Here is a 22,831-nt window from a genome sequence, read left to right as displayed (position 1 = left end):
CTGCTTCCACTACTGATCGCGTAAACACCAAAATCCGTATGCGTGAATTAGAGTTTTTCTATGTTAACCAACCCTCGCTGAAATCCATCGACTTCCACGAAAAGCACATCTGCGCCATCATCAGCCTACGCTGTTCACTCAAAGGAGGAACACCGATGCCGAACGCTGACTTACTCCCTTCCCTGCTGTCCAAAATCAACGAAAACTAACTCGCCCTTGAAGCAGCCATCATGGAGCTTACGAACTGGTTTGAGCAGCAAGGCAGCACCGAAATGGCCGACAACGTGCGTGGTGCACTGGATACCATCGACCGCAACGAAGAGTTCAACAAGCTGACCCTGGCGGTCCTTATGACGCCTGACTAATCAACAGAGACCGTTAGCTCTTAACGCCCCCACTCCCCGGTCAGAAAGGTGGGACTCTTTCGAGCGCAGCGCTGCGAGAAGCTCATTATCATCAGGAGGGTTGCTGGCCTTCCGGGTCAGACCTACTGCCTAACGATCCATTGCGCGCTGGCAGAGGTGGATCTTACTGCCAGCGCCGTAATCACCGACAGTCCTGGCTGGCACTGCCGGCCAGCGGAATAGAAGAGGCAGGCTAGTTCGGGAAATTTCAGAGAGGAATGCCGCCCACCCTTCCAAGGATCTGCTGATTAACAAGTATGGAAAAAGGATGACGAAGGGGATGTTGCGCTTGCGCTGGGACAAGGCACGAGAGATGGCTTGCGAGAAAACTATCGAACAAGGAGATCCGACGCTCGCCGCGAAGATCGGCGGGTTTCAGTTGCAAGATATTCGACCCAAGGCGGCGTCGGAAATCGTGGATATCGGCAACGCAAGCCTGCTGCTGGGGCAGAGCAATCAGGAAATCACAAAGCGCGTTGACAGTAGGCTCGGCGCCACTACGAAGCCGTCAAAATAGAAAAGTTATGGAACGGTCCCATAATAGTTATGGAACACCGAGCAAATACAAGCCAGCCACAGCCGAACCCCAGAAACACGAAAGCCCCACATAAGCGGGGCTTTCGTATGAATCTTGGCGGGAAACCAGGGATTCGAACCCTGGGAACGCTATTAACGTTCGCCGGTTTTCAAGACCGGTGCATTCAACCACTCTGCCAATTTCCCTTGTGCAACACAGGATTATAGTAGCCCATCCTGTCTCAGCGGGCGCCATAATACCCGAATGAAACACACTGTCAAACTCTCTGCATAGCTTGTTACAGAGCGTCTGTTATGATCTTTGCGACTGAACGTTTCAAAACTGAAGGAGTGTCGCCATGCGCGAACAGGATTACGCAGTTAATAGCAACGTGCAGGCTGAGCAGCTAGAGGTTAGCCGCGTCCTGCGCAATACATACGGCCTGCTCGCCCTCACCCTCGCATTTAGCGGCGTGATGGCGTATGTGGCGCAACAGATGCGTGTCGGCTACCCGAATATTTTCGTGGTACTGATCGGTTTCTACGGCCTGTTTTTCCTCACCAACAAGCTGCGCGACTCGGCCTGGGGCCTGGTGTCGGCGTTTGCCCTGACCGGTTTCATGGGGTTTCTGCTCGGCCCGATCCTTAACCGTTACCTGGGCATGCAGGGCGGCGCGGAAGTGGTCAGCTCGGCATTTGCCATGACGGCCTTGGTATTTGGTGGCCTGTCGGCGTATGTGCTGATTACCCGTAAGGACATGAGCTTCCTCGGCGGCTTCATCACTGCAGGTTTCTTCGTGTTGCTGGCGGCTGTGCTGGCGAGCATGTTCTTCCAGATCAGCGGCCTGCAATTGGCAATCAGCGCAGGTTTCGTGCTGTTTTCCTCGGTCTGCATTCTGTTCCAGACCAGCGCTATCATTCATGGCGGCGAGCGTAACTACATCATGGCGACCATCAGCCTGTATGTATCGATCTACAACCTGTTTGTCAGCCTGTTGCAGATCTTCGGCATCATGAGCCGCGACGACTGATCCCTGCCTTACCAAAAAGCCCGCTTCGGCGGGCTTTTTGTTGCCTGCGGCTTTATCATTGGCAAAGGTTTACCAACAGAGTGTTCCATGAAGTTCGCGATTGCGCTTTTTTCCGCCGCCCATGCGCCCTCCTCGCGCCGCGCCCTGCAGTTTGCCCAGGCTGTGCTGGCCGGTGGGCATGAGATTGTGCGGCTGTTTTTCTATCAGGATGGCGTCTACAGCGCCGCCAATTCGGTGGTCGCGCCCCAGGATGAGCAGGATATCGCCCAACAATGGAGCGCCTTCGTCAGCAAGCATCAGCTTGATGGCGTGGTCTGTATCGCTGCGGCGCTGCGCCGTGGGGTGTTGAATACTGAAGAAGCTGCGCGCTACCAGCGCAATGCGGTGAATCTGGATGCGCCGTGGGCGCTGTCAGGCCTTGGGCAGTTGCATGATGCCATCCAGGATGCCGACCGCCTGATCTGCTTTGGAGGGCCATGAAATGTCCAGATCCTTGTTGGTAATCAGCCGTCAGGCGCCGTGGTCCGGACCCAGTGCGCGAGAAGCGCTGGATGTGGTGCTGGCCGGCGGCGCATTCGACTTGCCGATTGGCCTGCTGTTTCTTGATGACGGGGTGTTTCAACTGGCAACCGCCCAAGATGCCAAGGCCGTGCAGCAAAAGGACGTGACGGCCAACCTGCAGGCACTCTCGCTGTTTGGCATCGACGACGTGTTCGCCTGCAGCCACAGCCTGGCGGAGCGTGGATTGACCGCCCCTGATAGCGCGCAGCCACTAAGCAGCGCACAGATTTCCCAGATGATTGACCGTTACGACCAGGTGATGACCCTCTGATGTCGACCTTGCATGTGTTGTCCCACTCCCCTTTTTCCGACACCCGCCTGGACAGTTGCCTACGCCTGTGTGGCGCGCAAGATGTGATCTTGCTGTGCGGCGATGCAACCTATGCCCTGCAAGCCGGCAGCGCGCCCTTCCAGGCCCTGCAAGCCAAGGCCCTGGGCATCTTTGTACTGGCCGAAGATGCCCAGGCCCGCGGCCTGGTGTTGCCGCAGTGGGCCAAGAGTGTCGACTACCCGGGTTTTGTGCAGTTGTCGATCGAGCATGACAAGGTCAACACCTGGCTATGAACACCCTGACCGTAGGCACACACACCCTTGAGCTGGACAAGGATGGTTACCTGGTTGACCTGGATGCCTGGTCGACCGAGGTGGCCAACGCCCTGGCGAGCGCCGAAGCGCTGGAGCTGACTGACGAACACTGGGAAATCCTTGAGCTGCTCAGGGGTTTTTACCAGGAGTTCCAGTTGTCCCCGGCCACCCGCCCACTGATCAAGTACACCGCCCTGAAGCTGGGCCCGGAAAAGGGCAACAGCCTGCACCTCAACCGACTGTTCAAAGGCACTCCCGCCAAACTTGCCGCCAAGCTGGCGGGCCTGCCCAGGCCGACGAATTGCTTATGACCGACTTTGCTCCGTTGATCACCGAAACTCCCGCCGAACACCCCTTTGCGCCGTTTGTGCGGATCCTCGGCAAAGGCAAGCGCGGCGCCCGCAGCCTGACGCGCGAAGAAGCCCGGGAAGCCATGGGCATGCTGCTCGACGAGAAAGTCGAGGACTCCCAGCTCGGTGCGTTCCTGATGCTGCTGCGCCACAAGGAGGAAAGCCCGGAGGAACTCGCAGGCTTCACCGAGGCCCTGCGCGAGCGCCTCAACCCGCCATCTCTGAGAGTGGATGTCGATTGGCCCACCTACGCCGGGAAAAAGCGCCACCTGCCGTGGTACCTGCTGGCCGCCAAGTGCCTGGCGCAGAGCGGCGTGCGGATTTTCATGCACGGCGGCGGCGCACACACGGCCGGCCGGCTGTACACCGAACAGTTGCTGGGTGAACTGCAGATTCCACTGTGCCGCAATTGGCAACAGGTCGAGACCGCCCTGGAGCAAGGCAGCCTGGCGTTTATGCCGCTGGGCGACTGGGCCCCACAGCTGCAACGCATGATTGACCTGCGCAATATCCTCGGCCTGCGCTCGCCCATCCACTCCCTGGCCCGCATCCTCAACCCGCTGGGCGCACGCTGCGGCCTGCAAAGCATCTTCCATCCCGGTTACCAGGGCGTACACCGCGATGCCAGTGGTTTGCTGGGTGACAACACCATTGTGATCAAGGGCGATGGCGGCGAGATCGAGATCAATCCCGACACCACCAGCCACTTGTACGGCACCACCGGCGGCGCAAGCTGGGATGAGGAGTGGCCAGCCCTCTCCGCCCAGCGCCACGTCAAGCCGGCCAGCCTCGACCCCGAGCATTTGAAGGCGATGTGGCGCGGCGAGGTGCAGGACAGCTACCCGCAATTGGCGCTGATTGCCACTATGGCCCTGGCCTTGCGCGGTCTTGGGCAACCACGGGAACAGGCCTTCGCACTGGCACAACAGTATTGGGACGCTCGGGACAGATCGATTTAATCGATCATTAACCCCGATCCTTTGCGCTATTTGTTCGAACCCAGACGATTAGACTGCACTCCAACGCTTAATAGCCAAGGAGTCAGTCATGGGTTTGCTAATAGAAGGACGCTGGCACGACCAGTGGTACGAAAGTAGCGCAGATGGCGCCTTCCAACGGGAACAGGCGCAACGCCGCAACTGGGTCACCGTCGACGGCCAACCTGGCCCGAGCGGTGATGGTGGCTTCAAGGCCGAAGCCGGCCGCTACCATCTCTATGTTTCACTAGCCTGCCCGTGGGCGCACCGCACCCTGATCCTGCGCAAGCTCAAGGGCCTGGAAAGCCTGATCGACGTGTCGGTGGTCAGTTGGTTGATGCTGGAAAATGGCTGGACCTTCGACAAGGCCCATGGCTCAACCGGTGACAGACTCGACGACTTTGCCTACATGCACCAGCGCTATACTGCCGATACCGCCGACTACACCGGGCGTGTCACGGTGCCGGTGCTGTGGGACAAGAAGCTCAAGCGCATCGTCAGCAATGAATCGGCGGAGATCATCCGCATGCTCAATAGCGCGTTCAACGGGCTAACTGGCAATAACCTGGACTTCTACCCCGAACCACTGCACCCCACCATCGATGCGCTGAACGAGCGGATCTATCCCGCCGTGAACAATGGCGTGTATCGCGCAGGCTTTGCCACGTCGCAGCAGGCGTATGAAAGCGCATTTGATGAGGTGTTTGCCGAACTGGATCACCTGGAACAACACCTGGGCAAGCATCGTTACCTGGCCGGTGAATACCTGACCGAGGCCGATGTACGACTGTTTACCACGCTGATTCGTTTTGATGCGGTGTATTACAGCCACTTCAAATGCAACCTACGGCGGATTGCGGATTATCCGAATCTGTCGAATTGGCTGCGGGAGCTGTATCAATGGCCGGGGGTGGCCGAGACCGTGGATTTTGCGCATATCAAGGGGCATTACTATGCCAGCCACCGGACGATCAATCCGACAGGGATTGTGCCGAAGGGGCCGTTGCAGGTGTTTGATAGCAAACATGATCGAGAAGGATTGAGCGGTAAAGAGATCTGGCGCTGATGCGCCAGCCTCATCGCGGGCAAGCCCGGCTCCCACAGTGGGTCTGTGTGCAGCCGGGCGAACAGGTTATACCTGGGACTGGGCGCCTTCAAACCACTTCAGCTTCTCACGCAACACCACCACTTCGCCTACGATCACCAGCGTCGGCGCATGCACTTCATGCTCCGCCACCAGGCGCGGCAAGTCGGCCAGGGTGCCGGTAAACACACGCTGGTTGGACGTGGTGCCTTGCTGGATCAGCGCAGCCGGGGTGTCCGCCGAACGACCATGGCGAATCAATTGCTCGCAGATGACCGGCAAACCGATCAGGCCCATGTAGAACACCAGGGTCTGCGACGGTCCCACCAGATCATTCCACGGCAAATCCGAGGTCCCATCTTTCAGGTGGCCGGTGATGAAGCGTACCGATTGCGCATAATCGCGATGGGTCAGGGGAATGCCCGCGTAGGCCGCACAACCACTGGCCGCGGTAATCCCCGGCACCACCTGGAACGGGATGCCATTGGCCGCCAGCTCCTCGATCTCTTCACCGCCACGCCCAAAAATAAACGGATCGCCGCCCTTGAGGCGCAGTACACGCTTGCCCTGCTTGGCCAGTTTCACCAGTTGCTGGTTGATCTGGTCCTGCGGCACCGCGTGATCGGCGCGGCGCTTGCCGACATACACGCGCTCGGCGTCGCGCCGGCACAGTTCAAGAATCGCTGGCGCCACCAGGCGGTCATACAGCACCACATCGGCTTGCTGCATCAAACGCAGCGCGCGAAAGGTCAGGAGGTCCGGGTCACCAGGGCCTGCGCCCACCAGATACACCTCACCTGGTGCATGGGGCGGCTTGCCGTTGACTTTTTCCACCAGCAAACGCTCGGCTTCATCGCCTTGCCCAGCCAGTTGCCGATCAGCAATCGGGCCCTGGAAAACCTCTTCCCAGAAAGCCCGGCGTTGCTGCACATCAGGATACAAACCCTTGACCTGGGCGCGAAAGCGCGCGGCCAGCCCGGCCAATTGGCCGTAGGTGGACGGAATCCATGTTTCCAGCTTGGCGCGAATCAAGCGCGCCAGCACCGGCGCATCGCCGCCGCTGGACACTGCAATCACCAAGGGCGAACGGTCGACAATCGCCGGGAAGATCACGCTGCACAGTGCCGGCGCATCGACGACATTGACCGGTACGCACCGGCGCCGGGCATCGCTGGACACTTGCGCGTTCAGCGGCTCGTCGTCGGTTGCAGCGATGATCAGGGTGCAGCCATCAAGATCCGCCTCCTGGTAACCACGCACAATCAGCTCACCGCCACTGCCCTGCACCAGTTCACGCAACTGGTCTTCGATCAGGGGAGCAACCACCCGCAACAACGCGCCGGCATCGGCCAGCAGCCGGGATTTGCGCAAGGCAATCTCCCCGCCACCGACGACCAACACACGACTGCCGCGCAGGTTATGAAACAGTGGCAGAAATTCCATTTAGCCAATGACCTCAACGCCCGCCATGTACGGCTTGAGCACTTCAGGTACGCGGATCGAACCGTCGGCCTGCTGGTAGTTTTCCAGCACCGCGACCAGGGTCCGCCCTACCGCCAGGCCCGAGCCGTTGAGGGTGTGGACCAGCTCCGGCTTGCCGGTTTCCGGGTTGCGGAAACGCGCCTGCATACGTCGGGCCTGGAAATCACCGCAGTTGGAGCACGAGGAAATCTCGCGGTATTTGTCCTGGCTCGGCACCCAGACTTCGAGGTCGTAGGTCTTCACCGCGCTGAAACCCATGTCGCCGGTGCACAGCGCCAATACGCGGTACGGCAGCTCCAGCAGTTGCAGGACGCGCTCGGCGTTGGCGGTCAGGCCTTCCAGGGCTTCCATGGAGGTCGATGGCTCGACGACCTGCACCATCTCGACCTTGTCGAACTGGTGCTGGCGGATCATGCCGCGAGTGTCACGCCCCGAGGCACCGGCTTCGCTGCGAAAGCACGGGCTGTGGGCGACGAACTTGATCGGCAATTGCTTGGCGTCGAGGATCTCGCCGGCCACGATGTTGGTCAGCGACACTTCGGCGGTCGGGATCAGGTACAGATCGGCTTCGCCGTCGCGGCTGATCTTGAACAGGTCTTCTTCGAATTTCGGCAGTTGACTGGTGCCCATCAGCGCCGGCGCCTGCACCAGGTACGGGGTGTAGGCCTCTTCGTAACCATGCTCGCCGGTGTGCAGGTTAAGCATGAACTGCGCCAGGGCACGGTGCATGCGCGCGATCGGGCCGCGCAGCAAGGCAAAGCGCGCGCCGGACATTTTGGCCGCGGTTTCAAAATCCAGGCCGCCGGTCAATTCGCCCAGGGCGACGTGGTCCTTGATCTCGAAATCAAAGGTTTTTGGCGTGCCCCAGCGGCGTACTTCGACGTTGCCGTCTTCATCTTCGCCAACCGGTACCGACTCGTGCGGCAGGTTGGGAATACCCAGCAGGATCGAATCCAACTCGGACTGAATCTTGTCCAGCTCGACTTTACCGTCGGACAGCTCGCTGCCCATGCGCTCGACGTCCGCCATCAACGGCGCGATGTCTTCACCACGCTGCTTGGCCTGACCGATGGATTTGGAACGTGCATTGCGCTCAGCCTGCAGTGCTTCGGTGCGGGTCTGGACGGTCTTGCGCTGTTCTTCCAGCGCTTCGATGCGCGCAACATCCAAGGCAAAGCCACGGGATGCAAGGCGGTCCGCTACGTCCTGAAGGTTGCTACGTAACAGTTTGGAATCGAGCATGTCGGTCTCTCGTTTATCAAAGTTTGGTCAAGGACAGGCCAGCCCAGGTGGCAAGCAGCCCGCCGAATACACTGATGGCCACATAGCTTAAAGCCAGCGGCACTTGCCCGCTTTCCAGCAGGCGCACGGTATCCAGTGAAAAGGATGAAAAAGTCGTCAGGCCGCCAAGGAAGCCCACCATCAACCCGGCGCGCACTTCAACAGGCACCTCCGGGCGTAACAGGAACAGGCCGTATAACACCCCGATCAGCAGGCAGCCCACGATATTAACGGCCAGCGTCGCGGTATAGAAGTGTTTCGGCCAATTGGCGTTGATCCAATTGCCGGTGGCAAAGCGCAATAGGGTGCCGGCCACACCGCCTACGGAAACAGCAATCACCAAGGGAATCATGGTTTTCTCCGCTGTTTGGGACTCAAGCGGTCAAGTTGCGCCAGGTGGTTGAGCTTTTCCCCGATCTTCAACTCCAGGCCACGAGGCACCGGCTGGTAGAACGGTTGTGGCTCAAGGTCGTCGGGAAAGTAGTCTTCACCGGCGGCATAGGCATCTGGTTCATCGTGGGCGTAACGGTATTCGTCGCCGTAACCCAGTTGTTTCATCAGCTTGGTCGGCGCGTTGCGCAGGTGCAGCGGCACTTCCAGCGAGCCATGCTCGGCCGCCGCACGCAGCGCCGACTTGAAGCCCATGTAAACTGCATTACTTTTCGGCGCGCAGGCCAGGTAGGTGATGGCCTGCGCCACCGCCAACTCGCCTTCCGGGCTGCCCAGGCGCTCCTGGACCTCCCACGCCGCCAGGCACAGGCTCAGGGCCCGCGGGTCGGCGTTGCCAATGTCTTCGCTGGCCATGCGCACCACACGCCGGGCCAGGTACAACGGATCGCAGCCACCGTCGATCATGCGCGCAAACCAGTACAGCGCGCCGTCCGGGTTGGAACCGCGCACGGATTTGTGCAGCGCGGAAATCTGGTCGTAGAAGGCCTCACCACCCTTGTCGAAACGCCGCCGGGTATCGCCCAGCAGGCTTTGCAGCAGGTCGACGCCAATCTCGCTATTGTCTTCAGCCAGGTCAGAGGCGTTTTCCAGCAGGTTGAGGAAACGTCGGCCATCGCCGTCAGCCGCCGCCAGCAGGATCTTGAAACCCTCGTCACCTAGGCTCAGGTGGCGCTTACCCAACCCCTTGTCCTCGCCCAGCGCCCGCTGCAGCAACCTCTGCATCGCGGCTTCGTCGAGGCTCTTGAGCACATACACCCGTGCCCGCGAGAGCAAGGCGTTGTTCAGTTCAAACGAGGGGTTTTCCGTGGTGGCGCCGATAAAAATCAGCGTGCCATCTTCCACGTAAGGCAGGAATGCATCCTGCTGCGACTTGTTGAAGCGATGCACTTCGTCGACGAACAGGATAGTGCGCCGGCCATACTGCCCCGCCTGCTGCTTGGCGACTTCCACCGCCTGGCGGATCTCCTTGACCCCGGCCAATACCGCCGAGACCGTTTCAAAGTGCGCATCCGAGACTTTCGCCAGCAGCCGCGCCAGGGTGGTCTTGCCCACGCCCGGCGGCCCCCAGAAGATCATCGAGTGCAGGGCACCCTGCTCCAGGGCCTCACGCAGGGGCTTGCCCCGGGCCAGCAAGTGCTCTTGCCCGACATACTCATCCAGGTTGGTCGAGCGCAAGCGCGCGGCCAGGGGCTGGGCAATCGGGTCACTGCGAAACAGGTCCATGGGCAGCGATTTACTCCTGGATCACATCGGCACCCTTGGGGATGTCGAACTTGAACGTGGAGGCCGGGACCGGCTCATTGGCCTTGACCCCGGTGAACAAGATATTGGTGCGTTGGCCGACGCTGTCGACCAGTTGCATATCGTTGATCACGCCATTGCGAAACGACAGGCGCAGGCTGTCGAACAACGTGTCCTTGGACTTGGGCTTGAGGGTGAAGTCGATCACGTTGCTTTGTTGCTTGGAGGTAATCTCGAAACTCTCGCTGATCTGCGACACATCACCCGACAGCAGCAAGGCCGGGGTCTGGCTCAGGCGTGGGTCGAGGGTCTTGATGGTCGCCTGCTCCAGGTCCGGGTCCCACAGCGTGACTTTCTTGCCATCGGAGACGATGGTCTGCTCGTTGGGCGCGTCGGTCTTCCAGAAGAACAGGCCTGGGCGTTGCACGGCCATTTCACCGGCTGTTTCCTGCAACTGAGTGCCACCACCGTCCAGGGTCAACTGGGAGAAGCGCGCAGTCAGGGTCTTGGATTTGTCCAGCAGGTTGGTCAGGCTCGCGACGGATGCCTGGTCTGCGTGGGCCGAAAACGCGGTCAGGGCCAATGCCGGCAACAACAGCATGCGGATAAGACGCATGGGAGTCCTCATAGAATAATGTGAAAGGCGCGCCGCATGCTGCCACGCGGCACGAGGTCAGTCGCGCATCGGCCCTGGCGCGATCACTTCGCGCGAGCCGTTGGTGTTCATGGCCGTGACGACGCCGGCCATTTCCATGGATTCGATCATACGCGCGGCGCGGTTGTAGCCGATCTTCAGTTTACGTTGCACCGCCGAGATCGAGGCGCGACGGCTTTCCAGCACGAACGCCACCGCTTCGTCGTACAGCGCGTCGGTCTCGGCATCATCGTCGCCGCCGCTGCCACCGTCGAAGCCGCTGCCGGCCTCCTCGACACCCGCCAGGATATCGTCGTTGTATTCCGGCGCGCCGCGCAGTTTCCAAGCCTCGACCACACGGTGCACTTCGTCATCGGAAACGAAGGCGCCGTGAACACGGATCGGGAGGCTGGTGCCGGGCGGCATGTAGAGCATGTCACCATGGCCCAGCAGTTGCTCGGCGCCGCCCTGATCGATGATGGTCCGTGAGTCGATTTTGCTCGATACCTGGAACGCCATACGGGTCGGGATGTTGGCCTTGATCAGGCCGGTAATCACATCCACCGACGGCCGCTGGGTCGCGAGGATCAAGTGGATCCCGGCCGCACGGGCCTTCTGCGCGATACGCGCGATCAATTCTTCGACCTTCTTGCCGACGATCATCATCATGTCGGCGAATTCGTCGACCACCACGACAATGGTCGGCAGCTTGGTCAGTAGCGGCGCTTCATCGTGAATGCTTTCGCGCTTGTACAGCGGGTCGGTCAGTGGCGTACCGGCGTCCTGGGCTTCCTTGACCTTGGCGTTGAAGCCAGACAGGTTACGCACGCCCATCTTCGCCATCAGCTTGTAGCGCCGCTCCATCTCGGCCACGCTCCAGCGCAGGGCGTTGGCGGCGTCCTTCATGTCGGTCACCACCGGGCACAGCAGGTGCGGGATGCCTTCGTAGATCGACAGTTCAAGCATCTTCGGGTCGATCATGATCAGCTTGGCGTCTTCCGGGCCGGACTTGAACAGGATCGACAGGATCATTGCGTTCACACCCACCGATTTACCGGAGCCGGTGGTACCGGCAACCAGCAGGTGAGGCATTTTCGCCAGGTCCGTGATCACCGGCTTACCGCCGATGTCATGCCCGAGAGCCAGGGTGACCGGCGATTTGAAGTTGTCGTATTCCGGGGTCGACAGCACTTCGGAGAAGCGCACTATCTGCCGGTCTTCGTTGGGAATCTCGATACCCACGGTGGTTTTGCCGGGAATTACTTCCACCACGCGCACGCTGGTCACGGCCAGGGAGCGCGCCAGGTCTTTGGCCAGGTTTGCAATACGGCTGACCTTGACCCCAGCGGCCGGCTGGATTTCGTAACGGGTGATCACAGGGCCCGGGTGGATCGAGTCCACCGACACCTCGACGCCAAACTCCTTGAGTTTGATTTCCAGCAGATGGCCGACCGCCGCCAGGGATTCTGGGGAATAGTTGAGCTGTTTCTTTTCTGCCGGATCGAGGATCGAGATCGGCGGCAAGGTGCCTTCGACGGCGCTGTCGATAAATAGCGGCGCCTGCTTTTCTTTCTGCACCCGATGGCTTGGCTCGGGCGCCTTGACGGGCGCCGGGGCGATAACCGGCGGCACTTGCTTCTCGCGGTCGGACATGTGCTTGGTCAGGGCCTGCTCGCGTTCGATCAGACGCTCCTTGACCTTGGCCTGCTCACGGCGGTCCGGCGTGCTCGGGGCCACTACTTCGTTGACCCGGGTATCGACTTCACGCAATTGCGCAACCATGCGCTTGCGATCCACACGGGCGGCCCACCAGCGGTTGGCGGCGCCCTGGAACAGCTCGAACAGGTCGAGGGTGATCTTGCCGGTCACATCCATGACCTTGAACCACGACAAGTCGGTAAATACCGTCAGGCCGAACAGGAACAGGGCGATGAACATCAGCGTGCTGCCCTGGATATTCAAGGTCTTGCGCGCCAGGTCACCCAGGCTTTCGCCCAGGGCACCACCCGCACCCGCCGGCAGGCCAGTCGGCGCATGGAAATGAATATGTGCCAGCGCCGCGCCCGACAACACCAGGAACACCAGGCCGATCAGGCGCCAGGAGAACAGCCAGCCGCTCCACTGCCACGGTTCATGGCGCTGGCGGAAGATCTGCCAGGTCTTGATCGCCAGCAGCAGCGGGAAGATATAAGCGAAATAGCCGAGGATCATGAACAGGATATCGGCGCTGTAGGAGCCCACGGGCCCGCCGAAGTTCTGCACATCGTCGATCTTGCTGTTATGGCTCCAGCCTGGATCATCCTTGCCATAGGTCAGCAAGGCCATCATCAGGAACAGGCACAAAGCACCGATGGCAATCAGCGCGCCTTCCTTAAGCCGATAGTGCAGGTGCTGGCGCCAGGCCGGTACCACTGCTGTTTTGGGTGCTGCGGCGGATTTCTTCAAAACGGGTCTTTTCCTGCGCCTTAAGCGCGTCCAACAGTTGAATGACTATAAAAATACTGCCCAATCCGGGCAGATGAAAAGTGAACGAGCGTCGTCAAACGTCCTTTAACACTCCGTGACTCATTCATGAACGGGCGTTAATGCCGGCCCACAAGGACATAGTGCCGCCATTGTACGGGTTTGTGTGCCCGTTGCCACGCTGCCGGCCTCGCTCATGGAGCATAGACAAGCGCATTGCTCATACGCTTCAATTTGAGCATGCATTGTCTTTACTGACAAAGGCTTATGAGCTGTTTTTATCAGACTGGACAAGCTTTACCCAGCATTCCCGCCCAACGGATGGCGACATGACGCGATTACGACCGCACCACCGCTATAGAGTTGCAGAAACACGCGCTCATGCATCAAGGCATTGATTACATGATCGGGCTGGCCGAGTGGCGCCGGGTCGACAATAATCACTGCTTACACGACGGGCCCTGGCCTGTCACCGCCCTCCCCTTCCGTAAGCCCGACTACCCATGCTCACCTGGCTGCAACGCAACACCCTGACGTTTCCACCGCTGGCCAAAGCCATGCGTGAACCCAACGGCCTGCTGGCTGCCGGTGGCGACCTGTCTGCCGACCGCCTGGTCCAGGCCTATCGCCATGGCTGCTTCCCCTGGTTCTCCGAAGGCCAGCCCATCCTGTGGTGGTCGCCAGACCCGCGCACGGTGCTGTTCCCCACAGAGCTGCACGTGTCCCGCAGCCTCGCCAAGCTGCTGCGCCAGCAACGCTACGAGGTGACCTTTGACCAGGACTTCGCCGCCGTCATCCAGGCCTGTGCTGCGCCTCGCAGCTATGCAGACGGCACCTGGATCACCGAGGCCATGCAGAATGCCTACCTGCAACTTCACCAACGGGGCTATGCCCATTCCGTCGAGGTATGGGACCAGGGCGAACTGGTCGGCGGCCTGTATGGCCTGGCCATGGGCCAGCTGTTTTTTGGCGAATCGATGTTCAGTCGAGCAGACAACGCCTCGAAATACGGCTTTGCCACGCTCGTCAGGCAATTGCAGGCCTGGGGCTTTGTGCTGATCGACTGCCAGATGCCCACCGATCACCTGCACAGCCTCGGTGCCCGCGCCATTCCCCGCAGCGACTTTGCCGGTTACCTGCGCGACCATCTTGATCAGGCCAGCAGTGGGCCATGGGTTTCTTAGGCGACTTGCGCGCACCTGGCTTACACTTATTTCAAAGCTTATCCGAGGGTTGATCATGACCGAGTTGGCGCGCTTGAAGTTTTATGCCACTCAACCCCACTCTTGCAGCTACCTGCCCGAAGAACAGGCCACCACGCTGTTCCTCGACCCCAGCCAGCCGATGGACGTGCATGTGTATGCCGATCTGTCAGAGATGGGGTTTCGGCGCAGCGGCGACCACCTGTACCGGCCGCACTGCCAGAACTGCAACGCTTGTGTGCCGGCGCGCATCCCCGTAGCGCAATTTTTGCCGGACCGTAATCAAAAACGCATCCTCAAGCGCAATGCCGACCTGATCGTGACCCCCGCCAAGCCCGCCTTCAGCGAAGAGTACTTCGATCTTTACCAGCGCTATATCGAACAACGCCACGCCGACGGCGATATGTTCCCACCCAGTCGTGACCAGTTTTCCACGTTCCTGGTGCGCGACCTGCCGTTCTCGCGCTTCTACGAGTTCCGCCTTGAGGGAAGGCTGCTGGCGGTCGCGGTCACCGACCTGCTGCCCAATGGATTGTCGGCGGTCTATACCTTTTATGAACCCGCCGAAGAGCGTCGCAGCCTGGGGCGCTTTGCCATTTTGTGGCAGATCGGTGAAGCATCCAGGCAAAATCTGGAAGCGGTGTACCTGGGGTACTGGATCAAAAACTGCAAAAAGATGAACTACAAGACCCAATATCGGCCCATTGAGCTACTAATTAATCAAAGATGGGTCACGCTTAACTAGAACCCCTTGGCTTAAACACCCTTTTTCGGGCACAATGCACGCCGCTTTTGCCTGGCGCAGTTGCACCGGGCCATTCACTGGATACCGAGGGCTTTACTGCATGTCGAAAGAAGACAGCTTCGAAATGGAAGGCACTGTCGTCGACACCCTGCCCAACACCATGTTTCGTGTGGAGTTGGAAAATGGGCACGTCGTAACCGCGCATATCTCCGGCAAGATGCGCAAGAACTACATTCGTATTCTTACCGGTGACAAAGTGCGCGTCGAGCTGACGCCCTATGACTTGAGCAAAGGGCGCATCACTTACCGCGCCCGCTAAACAAGTCAATACAAGACGCCCGGTTATGCCGGGCGTTTTTGTGTGTGTGGGATTTAACCAGCACCGCAGAATGAGTGTGGGAGCTGGCTTGCCTGGGATTTGGCGGACAGCAAAAAGGCGCCTTTCGGCGCCTTTTCTACTGCTGCGAAGCATCAGGCCATTTCAGCAGTGGTCTCGAACTCGAAGGTCAGCTCGCCGTCCTTCAAATCGATATGCACCACGCCGCCGTGGTCGGAGAGCTCGCCAAACAGGATCTCTTCGGCCAACGGCCGCTTGATCTTGTCCTGGATCAGACGCGCCATTGGACGAGCGCCCATTGCCGCGTCGTAACCACCCTCGGCGATCCAACTGCGTGCCGCTTCCGTCACCTCCAGCTGTACGCGCTTGTCTTCCAACTGCGCCTGAAGCTCGGTAAGGAACTTGTCCACCACGCTCTTGATAACCTCATGACTGAGGCGACCAAACTGGATAATGGTGTCCAGGCGGTTGCGGAACTCCGGCGTGAAGCTCTTCTTGATCACTTCCATGGCGTCGGAAGAGTGATCCTGATGAGTAAAGCCAATGGAAGCCCGCGCGGCCGTCTCGGCACCGGCGTTAGTGGTCATGATCACGATCACGTTGCGGAAATCCGCCTTGCGCCCGTTGTTGTCGGTCAGGGTCCCGTGGTCCATCACCTGCAACAGCAGGTTGAAGACTTCCGGGTGAGCCTTTTCGATTTCATCGAGCAGCAGTACGCAATGCGGCTGCTTGGTGATCGCCTCGGTCAACAGGCCGCCCTGGTCGAAGCCGACATAGCCCGGAGGCGCACCGATCAGGCGCGACACAGTGTGGCGCTCCATGTATTCGGACATGTCGAACCGCACCAGCTCAATGCCCATGGCCTTGGCCAACTGCCGCGCGGCTTCGGTCTTGCCGACGCCGGTAGGGCCGGCGAACAGGAACGAACCCACCGGTTTGTCCGGCGACTTGAGGCCGGCCCGGGACAGCTTGATCGCCGTCGACAGCGAATCAATCGCCGCATCCTGGCCAAATACCGTCAGCTTGAGATCGCGCTCCAGGTTACGCAGCAGCTCCTTGTCGGAACTGGTGACGTGCTTTGGCGGAATACGCGCGATTTTCGCCACGATATCCTCGACCTGGGCCACCTCGATGCGCTTCACGCGCTTCTCTACCGGCTGCAGGCGCTGGTAGGCACCCGCTTCGTCAATCACATCGATGGCTTTGTCCGGCATGTGCCGGTCATTGATGTAGCGCGAAGCCAGCTCGGCGGCTGCACGCAGCGCCTCATCACTGTATTCGATGCCGTGGTGTGCTTCGAAGCGTCCTTTCAGGCCGCGCAGGATGCCAATAGTGTCTTCAACCGAAGGCTCGGACACGTCGACTTTCTGGAAGCGCCGTGCCAGGGCACGGTCTTTTTCGAAGATCCCGCGAAATTCCTGGAACGTGGTCGAGCCGATGCAGCGGATATCACCCGAAGACAGCAGCGGCTTGAGCAGGTTGGACGCATCCATCACCCCACCGGAAGCCGCACCGGCGCCAATGATGGTGTGGATCTCATCAATGAACAGGATCGCCTGCGGACGCTTTTTCAGCTCGCCAAGCAAGGCCTTGAAACGCTTTTCAAAGTCGCCACGGTACTTGGTCCCGGCGAGCAGCGCCCCCAGGTCCAGGGAGTAGACGACACTGTTGGCCAGCAGGTCAGGCACCTGGTTATCAACAATGCGCTTGGCCAGGCCTTCGGCAATCGCGGTCTTGCCCACGCCCGCCTCGCCCACCAGCAAAGGGTTGTTCTTGCGACGACGCGCGAGGATCTGCGCAACACGCTCAACTTCCATCTCGCGCCCCACCAGCGGATCGATCCGCCCCTGGCGCGCCAGTTCGTTGAGGTTGCTGGCGTAGGCATCCAGCGGGTTGCTTGAAGAAGAAGACTCACCGCCCTCGTCATCTTGCATATCCTGCTCACCCTCGGAGTGATCGCCATGCCCTGGCACTTTCGAGATGCCATGGGCGATGTAGTTGACGACATCGATACGCGCCACGCTCTGCTGCTTGAGCAGGAATACCGCCTGGCTTTCCTGCTCGCTGAAGATGGCAACCAATACATTGGCGCCCGTCACTTCGCGCTTGCCGGAGCTCTGCACGTGGAAGACAGCACGCTGCAACACCCGCTGGAAGCCCAGAGTTGGCTGGGTCTCGCGGTCCTCGTCATGCACGGGGATCAGTGGCGTGGTGGAGTCGATAAACTCCTGCAAATCATGCTTGAGCTTGTCGAGGTTGGCGCCGCACGCACGCAGGACCGTGGCGGCAGCTTCGTTATCCAAAAGTGCCAGCAGCAGGTGTTCGACGGTCATGAATTCATGACGCTTCGAACGGGCCTCCTTGAAGGCAAGATTGAGGGTGACTTCGAGCTCGCGGTTTAACATAGCTTCACCTCATACCCAAGTGGTCGGAGTTAACCGTCCTTCTCGATTTCACAGAGTAGCGGATGCTGGCTTTCCCTGGCGTACTGGTTGACCTGCATGGCCTTGGTCTCGGCGATGTCGCGGGTAAACACTCCACATACTGCCCGTCCTTCTGTGTGAACGGCCAGCATTACCTTGGTCGCCAACTCGCGGTTCAGATTAAAAAACACCTCGAGCACTTCGACGACGAAATCCATCGGCGTGTAGTCATCATTGAACAAAACCACCTTGTACATCGGCGGCGCCTGTAAAGCAGGCTTGGCCTCCTGAACAGCGATGCCTGCAGAACCGTCATCGTCTTCTAGATGATCCGGGCGATCCTGATTGAATGTTAGTCGAATCTGGCTGAATGCATGCATGGAAAGAAAGGTTCGTCTGTTGTGCATTTACAGTGATGGGGGCGACCTGTCAGAAATTCAACTCCGACCGACTGGTCACCTTGACTATCGGCAAAACGGTGTTACAACCAATAGAACCCACAGTGGGTAAAAAAGGTCCGCGCAGTCAACCTTATTTATTCGGGTTAGGACGGATAAACTGGATGATACTCCAGTGATGGAGTCTGGTGCAGAGGGATATGGGTATGTCTGGCGTCAAGATCAGTGGCAAGGTCAAATGGTTCAACAATGCCAAGGGGTACGGCTTCATTAATGAAGACGGCAAGGAAGAAGACCTTTTTGCGCATTATTCGGCAATTGACATGGAAGGCTATAAAACGCTGAAAGCAGGTCAATTGGTGTCCTTTGAAATCATCCAGGGGCCCAAGGGCCTGCATGCTGTAGAAATCAGTGCAGCAGGCGCGACCGCACCCGGGAAACAGCACGAAGACAAGCACAACAATAAAGGTAAACCCGCTCATTCCAAAGAGCAGCAAACGGCCTGATCAGCCACTGCGCATAAAAAAACGGCCACCCTGAGTTATCAGGATGGCCGTTTTTTATAGCCTTCGACTTACATATGTGAAATCAGCGCATCACCGAAACCCGACGACGACACCAACTTGGCGCCGTCCATCAGACGCTCGAAATCATAGGTCACGGTCTTGGCCGAAATCGCCCCGTTGGTGCCCTTGATGATCAGGTCGGCCGCCTCGGTCCAGCCCATATGGCGCAGCATCATTTCCGCCGACAGAATCAGCGAACCCGGGTTGACCTGGTCCTTGCCGGCGTATTTTGGCGCAGTACCGTGGGTGGCTTCGAACATTGCCACGGTGTCGGACAGGTTGGCGCCCGGCGCAATACCGATGCCGCCCACTTCTGCCGCCAGGGCGTCGGAGAGATAGTCACCGTTGAGGTTGAGGGTGGCGATCACGTCGTATTCGGCCGGGCGCAGCAGGATCTGCTGGAGCATGGCGTCGGCAATCGCATCCTTGACCACTACATTGCGGCCAGTGCGCGGGTTCTTGAACTGCATCCACGGCCCGCCATCAAGCAGGGTTGCGCCGAACTCTTCGGCCGCCACTTCGTAGGCCCATTCCTTGAAGGCACCTTCGGTGAACTTCATGATGTTGCCTTTGTGCACGATGGTCAGCGACTCACGGTCGTTATCCACTACATATTGCAGGGCCTTGCGCGCGAGGCGCTTGGTGCCCTCTTTGGAAACCGGCTTGATGCCAATCCCGCAATCCTGGTCGAAACGAATCTTGGTAACACCCATCTCCTCCTTGAGGAACTTGATGACCTTGATGGCCTCAGGCGAACCGGCCTTCCACTCGATGCCGGCGTAAATATCCTCGGAGTTCTCACGGAAGATGGTCATGTCCACATCGCCAGGCTTCTTGACCGGGCTTGGCACACCTTCGAACCAACGCACCGGACGCAGGCATACATACAGGTCCAGTTGCTGGCGCAGGGCCACGTTCAGCGAGCGAATACCACCACCGACCGGCGTGGTCAGCGGGCCCTTGATGGAAACTACGTAGTCCTTGACCGCGTCCAGGGTTTCCTGGGGCAGCCAGGTGTCCTGGTCGTAAACTTGAGTCGCCTTCTCGCCGGCATACACCTCCATCCAGGAGATTTTGCGCTTGCCGCCGTAAGCCTTGTTAACAGCTGCATCGACCACCTTGATCATCACCGGGCTGATGTCGACGCCAATACCGTCACCTTCGATGAAGGGAATGATCGGGTTGTCAGGAACATTGAGAGAATGGTCTGCGTTGACGGTGATTTTGTCGCCGACTGCCGGAACCTGAATCTTCTTGTATCCCATGCTGAACTCCGTTTGTGGATTGAACATCTGGCTGTGCCCGAGCCTACTCCAGTTGTATGTGGACTGGAACCTTGCACCCGGCACATTTGCTGCGAAAACCGTAGATTTAGTCGCCTACAACCTTGAAACAAAAGGGAAAAACGCCAAACTTGAGCACTGTGTGCGACTTTAGGCGCAATCCGGTCCCTGCGACCTTTAGACCAATGGACGACCCACCTTTTGTATGAAGGCTCGGCGTAAGCATAGCGACCTATGTATAATGCCGCCGCTGACCAAAGAGTCACGACGGCCGACCGCTCTATATCGAGCACCTGCGCCTGAAAAAGCCGGGCTGCCACCGTAGCCCACCCGCTTGACGCTCGACTGATGCAACCCAACATCACCGCGAAGAAACATCGACATTCGGCTCATGGATGACTTTGAACGAACGCGCTTTACCCGGCGCATCTCGAGTTTCCGCGCACGCTTTTAGCAAAGAAGAGAGTTAATCCGAATATGCCCACCCGCTCGAAGATCATCTATACCTTCACCGACGAAGCCCCAGCCCTCGCCACCTATTCACTGCTGCCTATCGTAGAGGCCTTCACCGCTTCCGCTGATATTGAAGTGGAAACCCGCGACATCTCCCTCGCAGGGCGCATCCTCGCAAGCTTCCCCGAGCAACTGGGCACCAAGGCCGTTGCGGACCACCTCGCCGAATTGGGCGCCCTGGCCGTTACCCCTGAAGCCAATATCATCAAGCTGCCTAACATCAGCGCCTCGACCCCGCAGCTGCAAGCCGCGATCAAGGAACTGCAAGCCCAGGGCTACGCCCTGCCGGACTACCCGGAAACCGTAACCACCGACGCGGAAAAAGAAACCCGTGCACGTTACGACAAGGTCAAGGGCAGCGCCGTGAACCCGGTCCTGCGCGAAGGCAACTCTGACCGCCGCGCGCCACTGTCGGTCAAGAACTACGCACGCAAGCACCCGCACAAAATGGGCGCTTGGGCTGCTGACTCCAAGTCCCATGTGGCTCACATGAGCAACGGCGACTTCTACGGCAGCGAAAAAGCCGTACAGATCGAAGCCGCCGATGCTGTCAAAATCGAGCTGGTCGGCAAGGATGGCAGCACCACCGTCCTGAAAGAAAAAACCTCCGCACTGGCCGGCGAGATCCTCGACAGCGCCGTGCTGAGCAAGAACGCCCTGCGCGCGTTCATTGCCGCCGAAATCGAAGACGCCAAGAAACAAGGCGTGCTGCTGTCGGTCCACCTCAAAGCCACCATGATGAAGGTCTCCGACCCGATCATGTTCGGCCAGATCGTTGCCGAGTTCTATAAAGACGCCCTGGCCAAGCACGCCACTGTGCTGGAGCAGATCGGCTTCAACCTGAACAACGGCATCGGCGACCTGTACGCCCGCATCAAGGCCCTGCCGGCCGACCAGCAAGCGCAGATCGAAGCTGACATCCAGGCGGTCTACGCCGCTCGCCCTTCCCTGGCGATGGTCAACTCCGACAAAGGCATCACCAACCTGCACGTGCCGAGCGACGTAATCGTCGACGCCTCGATGCCGGCCATGATCCGTGACTCCGGCAAGATGTGGGGCACTGACGGTCAGTTGCACGACACCAAGGCCGTGATCCCGGATCGCTGCTACGCTACCATCTACCAGGCGGTCATCGAAGACTGCAAGGCCAATGGCGCCTTCGATCCAACCACCATGGGCAGCGTGCCAAACGTTGGCCTGATGGCGAAGAAAGCCGAAGAGTACGGCTCCCACGACAAGACTTTCCAGATCAAGGCCGACGGCGTAGTCCGCGTCACCGACAGCCAGGGCAAGCTGCTGATGGAACAGTCGGTTGAAGCCGGCGACATCTTCCGCATGTGCCAGACCAAAGACGCGCCGATCCAGGACTGGGTCAAACTGGCCGTCAACCGCGCCCGCGCCAGCAACACCCCGGCCATTTTCTGGCTGGACCCGCTGCGCGCCCACGACGGCGTAGTGGTCGAGAAAGTCCAGGCCTACCTGAAAGACCACAACACTGAAGGCCTGGACATCCGCATCATGTCGCCGGTCGACGCGATGAAGTTCACCCTGGAACGCACCCGCAAGGGCCTGGACACCATCTCGGTGACCGGCAACGTACTGCGCGACTACCTGACTGACCTGTTCCCGATCATGGAACTGGGCACCAGCGCCAAGATGCTGTCGATCGTGCCGCTGATGAACGGTGGCGGCCTGTTCGAAACCGGCGCTGGCGGTTCGGCGCCAAAACACGTGCAGCAACTGCTGGAAGAAAACTTCCTGCGTTGGGACTCCCTGGGCGAATTCCTGGCCCTGGCAGCCTCCCTTGAGCATTTGGGTGTGAACTACAACAACCCGAAAGCCCTGGTACTGTCCAAGACCCTGGACCAGGCTACCGGCCAGTTCCTCGACAACAACAAGTCGCCATCGCGCAAAGTCGGCAACATCGACAACCGCGGCAGCCACTACTACCTGGCGCTGTACTGGGCACAAGCCCTGGCCGCCCAGACTGAAGATACCGCGCTGCAGGCGCAGTTCGCTCAACTGGCAAAAACCCTGGCCGAGAACGAGGCAACCATCGTTGCCGAACTCAACGCCGTACAGGGCAAGCCAGTGGACATCGGCGGCTACTACGCGCCGAATCCTGAGCTGACCAGCAAGGCCATGCGTCCAAGCAACACCCTCAATGCGGCTATTGCTGCACTGGTGTGATGCGCTGATGTGACGATGCTTGATTGATCGTCACACCACAGGAAAATCCGGAACCCGAAGGGGTTCCGGATTTTTTTTGCGCTTTTTTCCGCAAGTGGGCGCAGGACTTGCTTT

At 59.3% G+C, this 22,831-nt stretch carries 22 protein-coding genes, 1 tRNA gene and 1 pseudogene; 14 read left to right on the top strand and 10 right to left on the bottom strand.

The window, feature by feature from the left end; all coding sequences use genetic code 11:
- Positions 1–155 precede the first annotated feature (155 nt).
- Positions 156–365: pseudogene (locus AC19YY_RS21800) on the top strand (hypothetical protein).
- A gap of 319 nt (positions 366–684) precedes the next feature.
- Positions 685–921, top strand: coding sequence for a site-specific integrase (locus AC19YY_RS21795; protein ID WP_500604845.1), 237 nt, complete (start codon positions 685–687; stop codon positions 919–921).
- A 115-nt stretch (positions 922–1,036) separates the two neighbouring features.
- Here the strand turns inward: AC19YY_RS21795 and AC19YY_RS21790 are convergent.
- A tRNA-Ser gene (locus AC19YY_RS21790) sits at positions 1,037–1,127 on the bottom strand.
- A 152-nt stretch (positions 1,128–1,279) separates the two neighbouring features.
- On the opposite strand from AC19YY_RS21790, the gene AC19YY_RS21785 reads away from it, so the two are divergent.
- The 7 genes from AC19YY_RS21785 (at position 1,280) to AC19YY_RS21755 (ending at position 5,490) form a co-directional block, all read left to right on the top strand.
- The gene (locus tag AC19YY_RS21785) at positions 1,280–1,951 is read left to right on the top strand and encodes a Bax inhibitor-1/YccA family protein (RefSeq protein WP_029293588.1); all 672 of its coding nucleotides are present in this window, start codon (positions 1,280–1,282) and stop codon (positions 1,949–1,951) included.
- 87 nt (positions 1,952–2,038) lie between these two features.
- Positions 2,039–2,431 carry a sulfurtransferase complex subunit TusD gene (gene tusD / locus AC19YY_RS21780; protein ID WP_172314105.1) on the top strand — a complete coding sequence of 131 codons (393 nt, stop codon included), beginning with the start codon at positions 2,039–2,041 and terminating at the stop codon, positions 2,429–2,431.
- A gap of 1 nt (position 2,432) precedes the next feature.
- Positions 2,433–2,783, top strand: a complete 351-nt coding sequence (gene tusC, locus AC19YY_RS21775; RefSeq protein ID WP_076963832.1) for a sulfurtransferase complex subunit TusC — start codon at positions 2,433–2,435, stop codon at positions 2,781–2,783.
- On the top strand, positions 2,783–3,076 hold the full coding sequence (gene tusB / locus AC19YY_RS21770; protein ID WP_169954334.1) for a sulfurtransferase complex subunit TusB: 294 nt from the start codon (positions 2,783–2,785) through the stop codon (positions 3,074–3,076). Before tusC ends, tusB begins: the two co-directional genes overlap by 1 nt.
- Entirely contained in the window at positions 3,073–3,408 is a 336-nt protein-coding gene (locus AC19YY_RS21765) for a TusE/DsrC/DsvC family sulfur relay protein (protein WP_170043092.1), read from the top strand. The genes tusB and AC19YY_RS21765 overlap by 4 nt, the downstream gene beginning before the upstream one ends.
- Positions 3,405–4,406 carry a glycosyl transferase family protein gene (locus tag AC19YY_RS21760; RefSeq protein ID WP_500604844.1) on the top strand — a complete coding sequence of 334 codons (1,002 nt, stop codon included), beginning with the start codon at positions 3,405–3,407 and terminating at the stop codon, positions 4,404–4,406. Before AC19YY_RS21765 ends, AC19YY_RS21760 begins: the two co-directional genes overlap by 4 nt.
- Positions 4,407–4,494: 88 nt before the next feature.
- Positions 4,495–5,490, top strand: a complete 996-nt coding sequence (locus AC19YY_RS21755; RefSeq protein WP_170043094.1) for a glutathione S-transferase family protein — start codon at positions 4,495–4,497, stop codon at positions 5,488–5,490.
- 66 nt (positions 5,491–5,556) lie between these two features.
- On the opposite strand, the gene cysG is transcribed toward AC19YY_RS21755, so the two are convergent.
- Genes cysG through AC19YY_RS21725 form a run of 6 tightly spaced genes read right to left on the bottom strand, consistent with a single transcriptional unit; the run spans position 5,557 to position 13,042 of the window.
- A complete protein-coding gene (gene cysG / locus AC19YY_RS21750) occupies positions 5,557–6,951 on the bottom strand; it encodes a siroheme synthase CysG (RefSeq protein ID WP_432755492.1) in 1,395 nt (464 codons plus the stop codon).
- Positions 6,952–8,232, bottom strand: a complete 1,281-nt coding sequence (serS, locus tag AC19YY_RS21745; protein ID WP_076963826.1) for a serine--tRNA ligase — start codon at positions 8,230–8,232, stop codon at positions 6,952–6,954.
- Between the two features lie 16 nt (positions 8,233–8,248).
- Positions 8,249–8,623, bottom strand: a complete 375-nt coding sequence (gene crcB / locus AC19YY_RS21740; protein WP_169954338.1) for a fluoride efflux transporter CrcB — start codon at positions 8,621–8,623, stop codon at positions 8,249–8,251.
- Positions 8,620–9,945, bottom strand: coding sequence for a replication-associated recombination protein A (locus AC19YY_RS21735; RefSeq protein ID WP_169954339.1), 1,326 nt, complete (start codon positions 9,943–9,945; stop codon positions 8,620–8,622). The genes crcB and AC19YY_RS21735 overlap by 4 nt, the downstream gene beginning before the upstream one ends.
- A gap of 10 nt (positions 9,946–9,955) precedes the next feature.
- Positions 9,956–10,579: an outer membrane lipoprotein periplasmic chaperone LolA gene (gene lolA, locus AC19YY_RS21730; protein WP_029293564.1), complete on the bottom strand. Its 624-nt coding sequence runs from the start codon at positions 10,577–10,579 to the stop codon at positions 9,956–9,958.
- 57 nt (positions 10,580–10,636) lie between these two features.
- Positions 10,637–13,042 (bottom strand): DNA translocase FtsK, encoded by a 2,406-nt coding sequence (locus tag AC19YY_RS21725; RefSeq protein ID WP_169954340.1) that lies wholly within the window; start codon positions 13,040–13,042, stop codon positions 10,637–10,639.
- 521 nt (positions 13,043–13,563) lie between these two features.
- Between AC19YY_RS21725 and aat the strand changes: the two genes are divergently transcribed.
- The 3 genes from aat (at position 13,564) to infA (ending at position 15,326) form a co-directional block, all read left to right on the top strand.
- Positions 13,564–14,244 carry a leucyl/phenylalanyl-tRNA--protein transferase gene (aat, locus tag AC19YY_RS21720; RefSeq protein ID WP_169954341.1) on the top strand — a complete coding sequence of 227 codons (681 nt, stop codon included), beginning with the start codon at positions 13,564–13,566 and terminating at the stop codon, positions 14,242–14,244.
- A 55-nt stretch (positions 14,245–14,299) separates the two neighbouring features.
- Positions 14,300–15,007: an arginyltransferase gene (locus AC19YY_RS21715; RefSeq protein ID WP_500604843.1), complete on the top strand. Its 708-nt coding sequence runs from the start codon at positions 14,300–14,302 to the stop codon at positions 15,005–15,007.
- A gap of 100 nt (positions 15,008–15,107) precedes the next feature.
- The gene (infA, locus tag AC19YY_RS21710; RefSeq protein WP_002553999.1) at positions 15,108–15,326 is read left to right on the top strand and encodes a translation initiation factor IF-1; all 219 of its coding nucleotides are present in this window, start codon (positions 15,108–15,110) and stop codon (positions 15,324–15,326) included.
- A gap of 152 nt (positions 15,327–15,478) precedes the next feature.
- Here the strand turns inward: infA and clpA are convergent, their stop codons facing one another.
- Together clpA and clpS are read right to left on the bottom strand one after the other, a co-directional pair.
- Positions 15,479–17,749, bottom strand: coding sequence for an ATP-dependent Clp protease ATP-binding subunit ClpA (clpA, locus tag AC19YY_RS21705; RefSeq protein ID WP_070995983.1), 2,271 nt, complete (start codon positions 17,747–17,749; stop codon positions 15,479–15,481).
- Between the two features lie 29 nt (positions 17,750–17,778).
- Positions 17,779–18,147 (bottom strand): ATP-dependent Clp protease adapter ClpS, encoded by a 369-nt coding sequence (gene clpS / locus AC19YY_RS21700; protein WP_029293391.1) that lies wholly within the window; start codon positions 18,145–18,147, stop codon positions 17,779–17,781.
- A gap of 224 nt (positions 18,148–18,371) precedes the next feature.
- Here clpS and cspD point away from each other — a divergent pair, with 224 nt between their 5' ends.
- Positions 18,372–18,671, top strand: a complete 300-nt coding sequence (cspD, locus tag AC19YY_RS21695) for a cold shock domain-containing protein CspD (protein WP_500604842.1) — start codon at positions 18,372–18,374, stop codon at positions 18,669–18,671.
- A gap of 68 nt (positions 18,672–18,739) precedes the next feature.
- Here the strand turns inward: cspD and icd are convergent, their stop codons facing one another.
- Positions 18,740–19,996: an NADP-dependent isocitrate dehydrogenase gene (icd, locus tag AC19YY_RS21690; protein WP_169954344.1), complete on the bottom strand. Its 1,257-nt coding sequence runs from the start codon at positions 19,994–19,996 to the stop codon at positions 18,740–18,742.
- A 495-nt stretch (positions 19,997–20,491) separates the two neighbouring features.
- On the opposite strand from icd, the gene AC19YY_RS21685 reads away from it, so the two are divergent.
- Positions 20,492–22,717, top strand: a complete 2,226-nt coding sequence (locus tag AC19YY_RS21685) for an NADP-dependent isocitrate dehydrogenase (RefSeq protein ID WP_500604841.1) — start codon at positions 20,492–20,494, stop codon at positions 22,715–22,717.
- Positions 22,718–22,831: the final 114 nt, after the last annotated feature.

Source organism: Pseudomonas sp. MF09156 (genome assembly GCF_059862305.1).
The sequence above is the reverse complement of the archived record's forward strand: the minus strand, read 5'-3'. Positions and strand labels throughout refer to the sequence as shown.

What these genes read in the sequence shown, in the direction of transcription:
- AC19YY_RS21795 (WP_500604845.1), top strand. Translation starts at nt 685, where the DNA reads ATGTTGCGCTTGCGCTGGGACAAGGCACGAGAGATGGCTTGCGAGAAA.
- AC19YY_RS21785 (WP_029293588.1), top strand. Translation starts at nt 1,280, where the DNA reads ATGCGCGAACAGGATTACGCAGTTAATAGCAACGTGCAGGCTGAGCAG.
- tusD (WP_172314105.1), top strand. Translation starts at nt 2,039, where the DNA reads ATGAAGTTCGCGATTGCGCTTTTTTCCGCCGCCCATGCGCCCTCCTCG.
- tusC (WP_076963832.1), top strand. Translation starts at nt 2,433, where the DNA reads ATGTCCAGATCCTTGTTGGTAATCAGCCGTCAGGCGCCGTGGTCCGGA.
- tusB (WP_169954334.1), top strand. Translation starts at nt 2,783, where the DNA reads ATGTCGACCTTGCATGTGTTGTCCCACTCCCCTTTTTCCGACACCCGC.
- AC19YY_RS21765 (WP_170043092.1), top strand. Translation starts at nt 3,073, where the DNA reads ATGAACACCCTGACCGTAGGCACACACACCCTTGAGCTGGACAAGGAT.
- AC19YY_RS21760 (WP_500604844.1), top strand. Translation starts at nt 3,405, where the DNA reads ATGACCGACTTTGCTCCGTTGATCACCGAAACTCCCGCCGAACACCCC.
- AC19YY_RS21755 (WP_170043094.1), top strand. Translation starts at nt 4,495, where the DNA reads ATGGGTTTGCTAATAGAAGGACGCTGGCACGACCAGTGGTACGAAAGT.
- cysG (WP_432755492.1), bottom strand. Translation starts at nt 6,951, where the DNA reads ATGGAATTTCTGCCACTGTTTCATAACCTGCGCGGCAGTCGTGTGTTG.
- serS (WP_076963826.1), bottom strand. Translation starts at nt 8,232, where the DNA reads ATGCTCGATTCCAAACTGTTACGTAGCAACCTTCAGGACGTAGCGGAC.
- crcB (WP_169954338.1), bottom strand. Translation starts at nt 8,623, where the DNA reads ATGATTCCCTTGGTGATTGCTGTTTCCGTAGGCGGTGTGGCCGGCACC.
- AC19YY_RS21735 (WP_169954339.1), bottom strand. Translation starts at nt 9,945, where the DNA reads ATGGACCTGTTTCGCAGTGACCCGATTGCCCAGCCCCTGGCCGCGCGC.
- lolA (WP_029293564.1), bottom strand. Translation starts at nt 10,579, where the DNA reads ATGCGTCTTATCCGCATGCTGTTGTTGCCGGCATTGGCCCTGACCGCG.
- aat (WP_169954341.1), top strand. Translation starts at nt 13,564, where the DNA reads ATGCTCACCTGGCTGCAACGCAACACCCTGACGTTTCCACCGCTGGCC.
- AC19YY_RS21715 (WP_500604843.1), top strand. Translation starts at nt 14,300, where the DNA reads ATGACCGAGTTGGCGCGCTTGAAGTTTTATGCCACTCAACCCCACTCT.
- infA (WP_002553999.1), top strand. Translation starts at nt 15,108, where the DNA reads ATGTCGAAAGAAGACAGCTTCGAAATGGAAGGCACTGTCGTCGACACC.
- clpA (WP_070995983.1), bottom strand. Translation starts at nt 17,749, where the DNA reads ATGTTAAACCGCGAGCTCGAAGTCACCCTCAATCTTGCCTTCAAGGAG.
- clpS (WP_029293391.1), bottom strand. Translation starts at nt 18,147, where the DNA reads ATGCATGCATTCAGCCAGATTCGACTAACATTCAATCAGGATCGCCCG.
- cspD (WP_500604842.1), top strand. Translation starts at nt 18,372, where the DNA reads ATGTCTGGCGTCAAGATCAGTGGCAAGGTCAAATGGTTCAACAATGCC.
- icd (WP_169954344.1), bottom strand. Translation starts at nt 19,996, where the DNA reads ATGGGATACAAGAAGATTCAGGTTCCGGCAGTCGGCGACAAAATCACC.
- AC19YY_RS21685 (WP_500604841.1), top strand. Translation starts at nt 20,492, where the DNA reads ATGCCCACCCGCTCGAAGATCATCTATACCTTCACCGACGAAGCCCCA.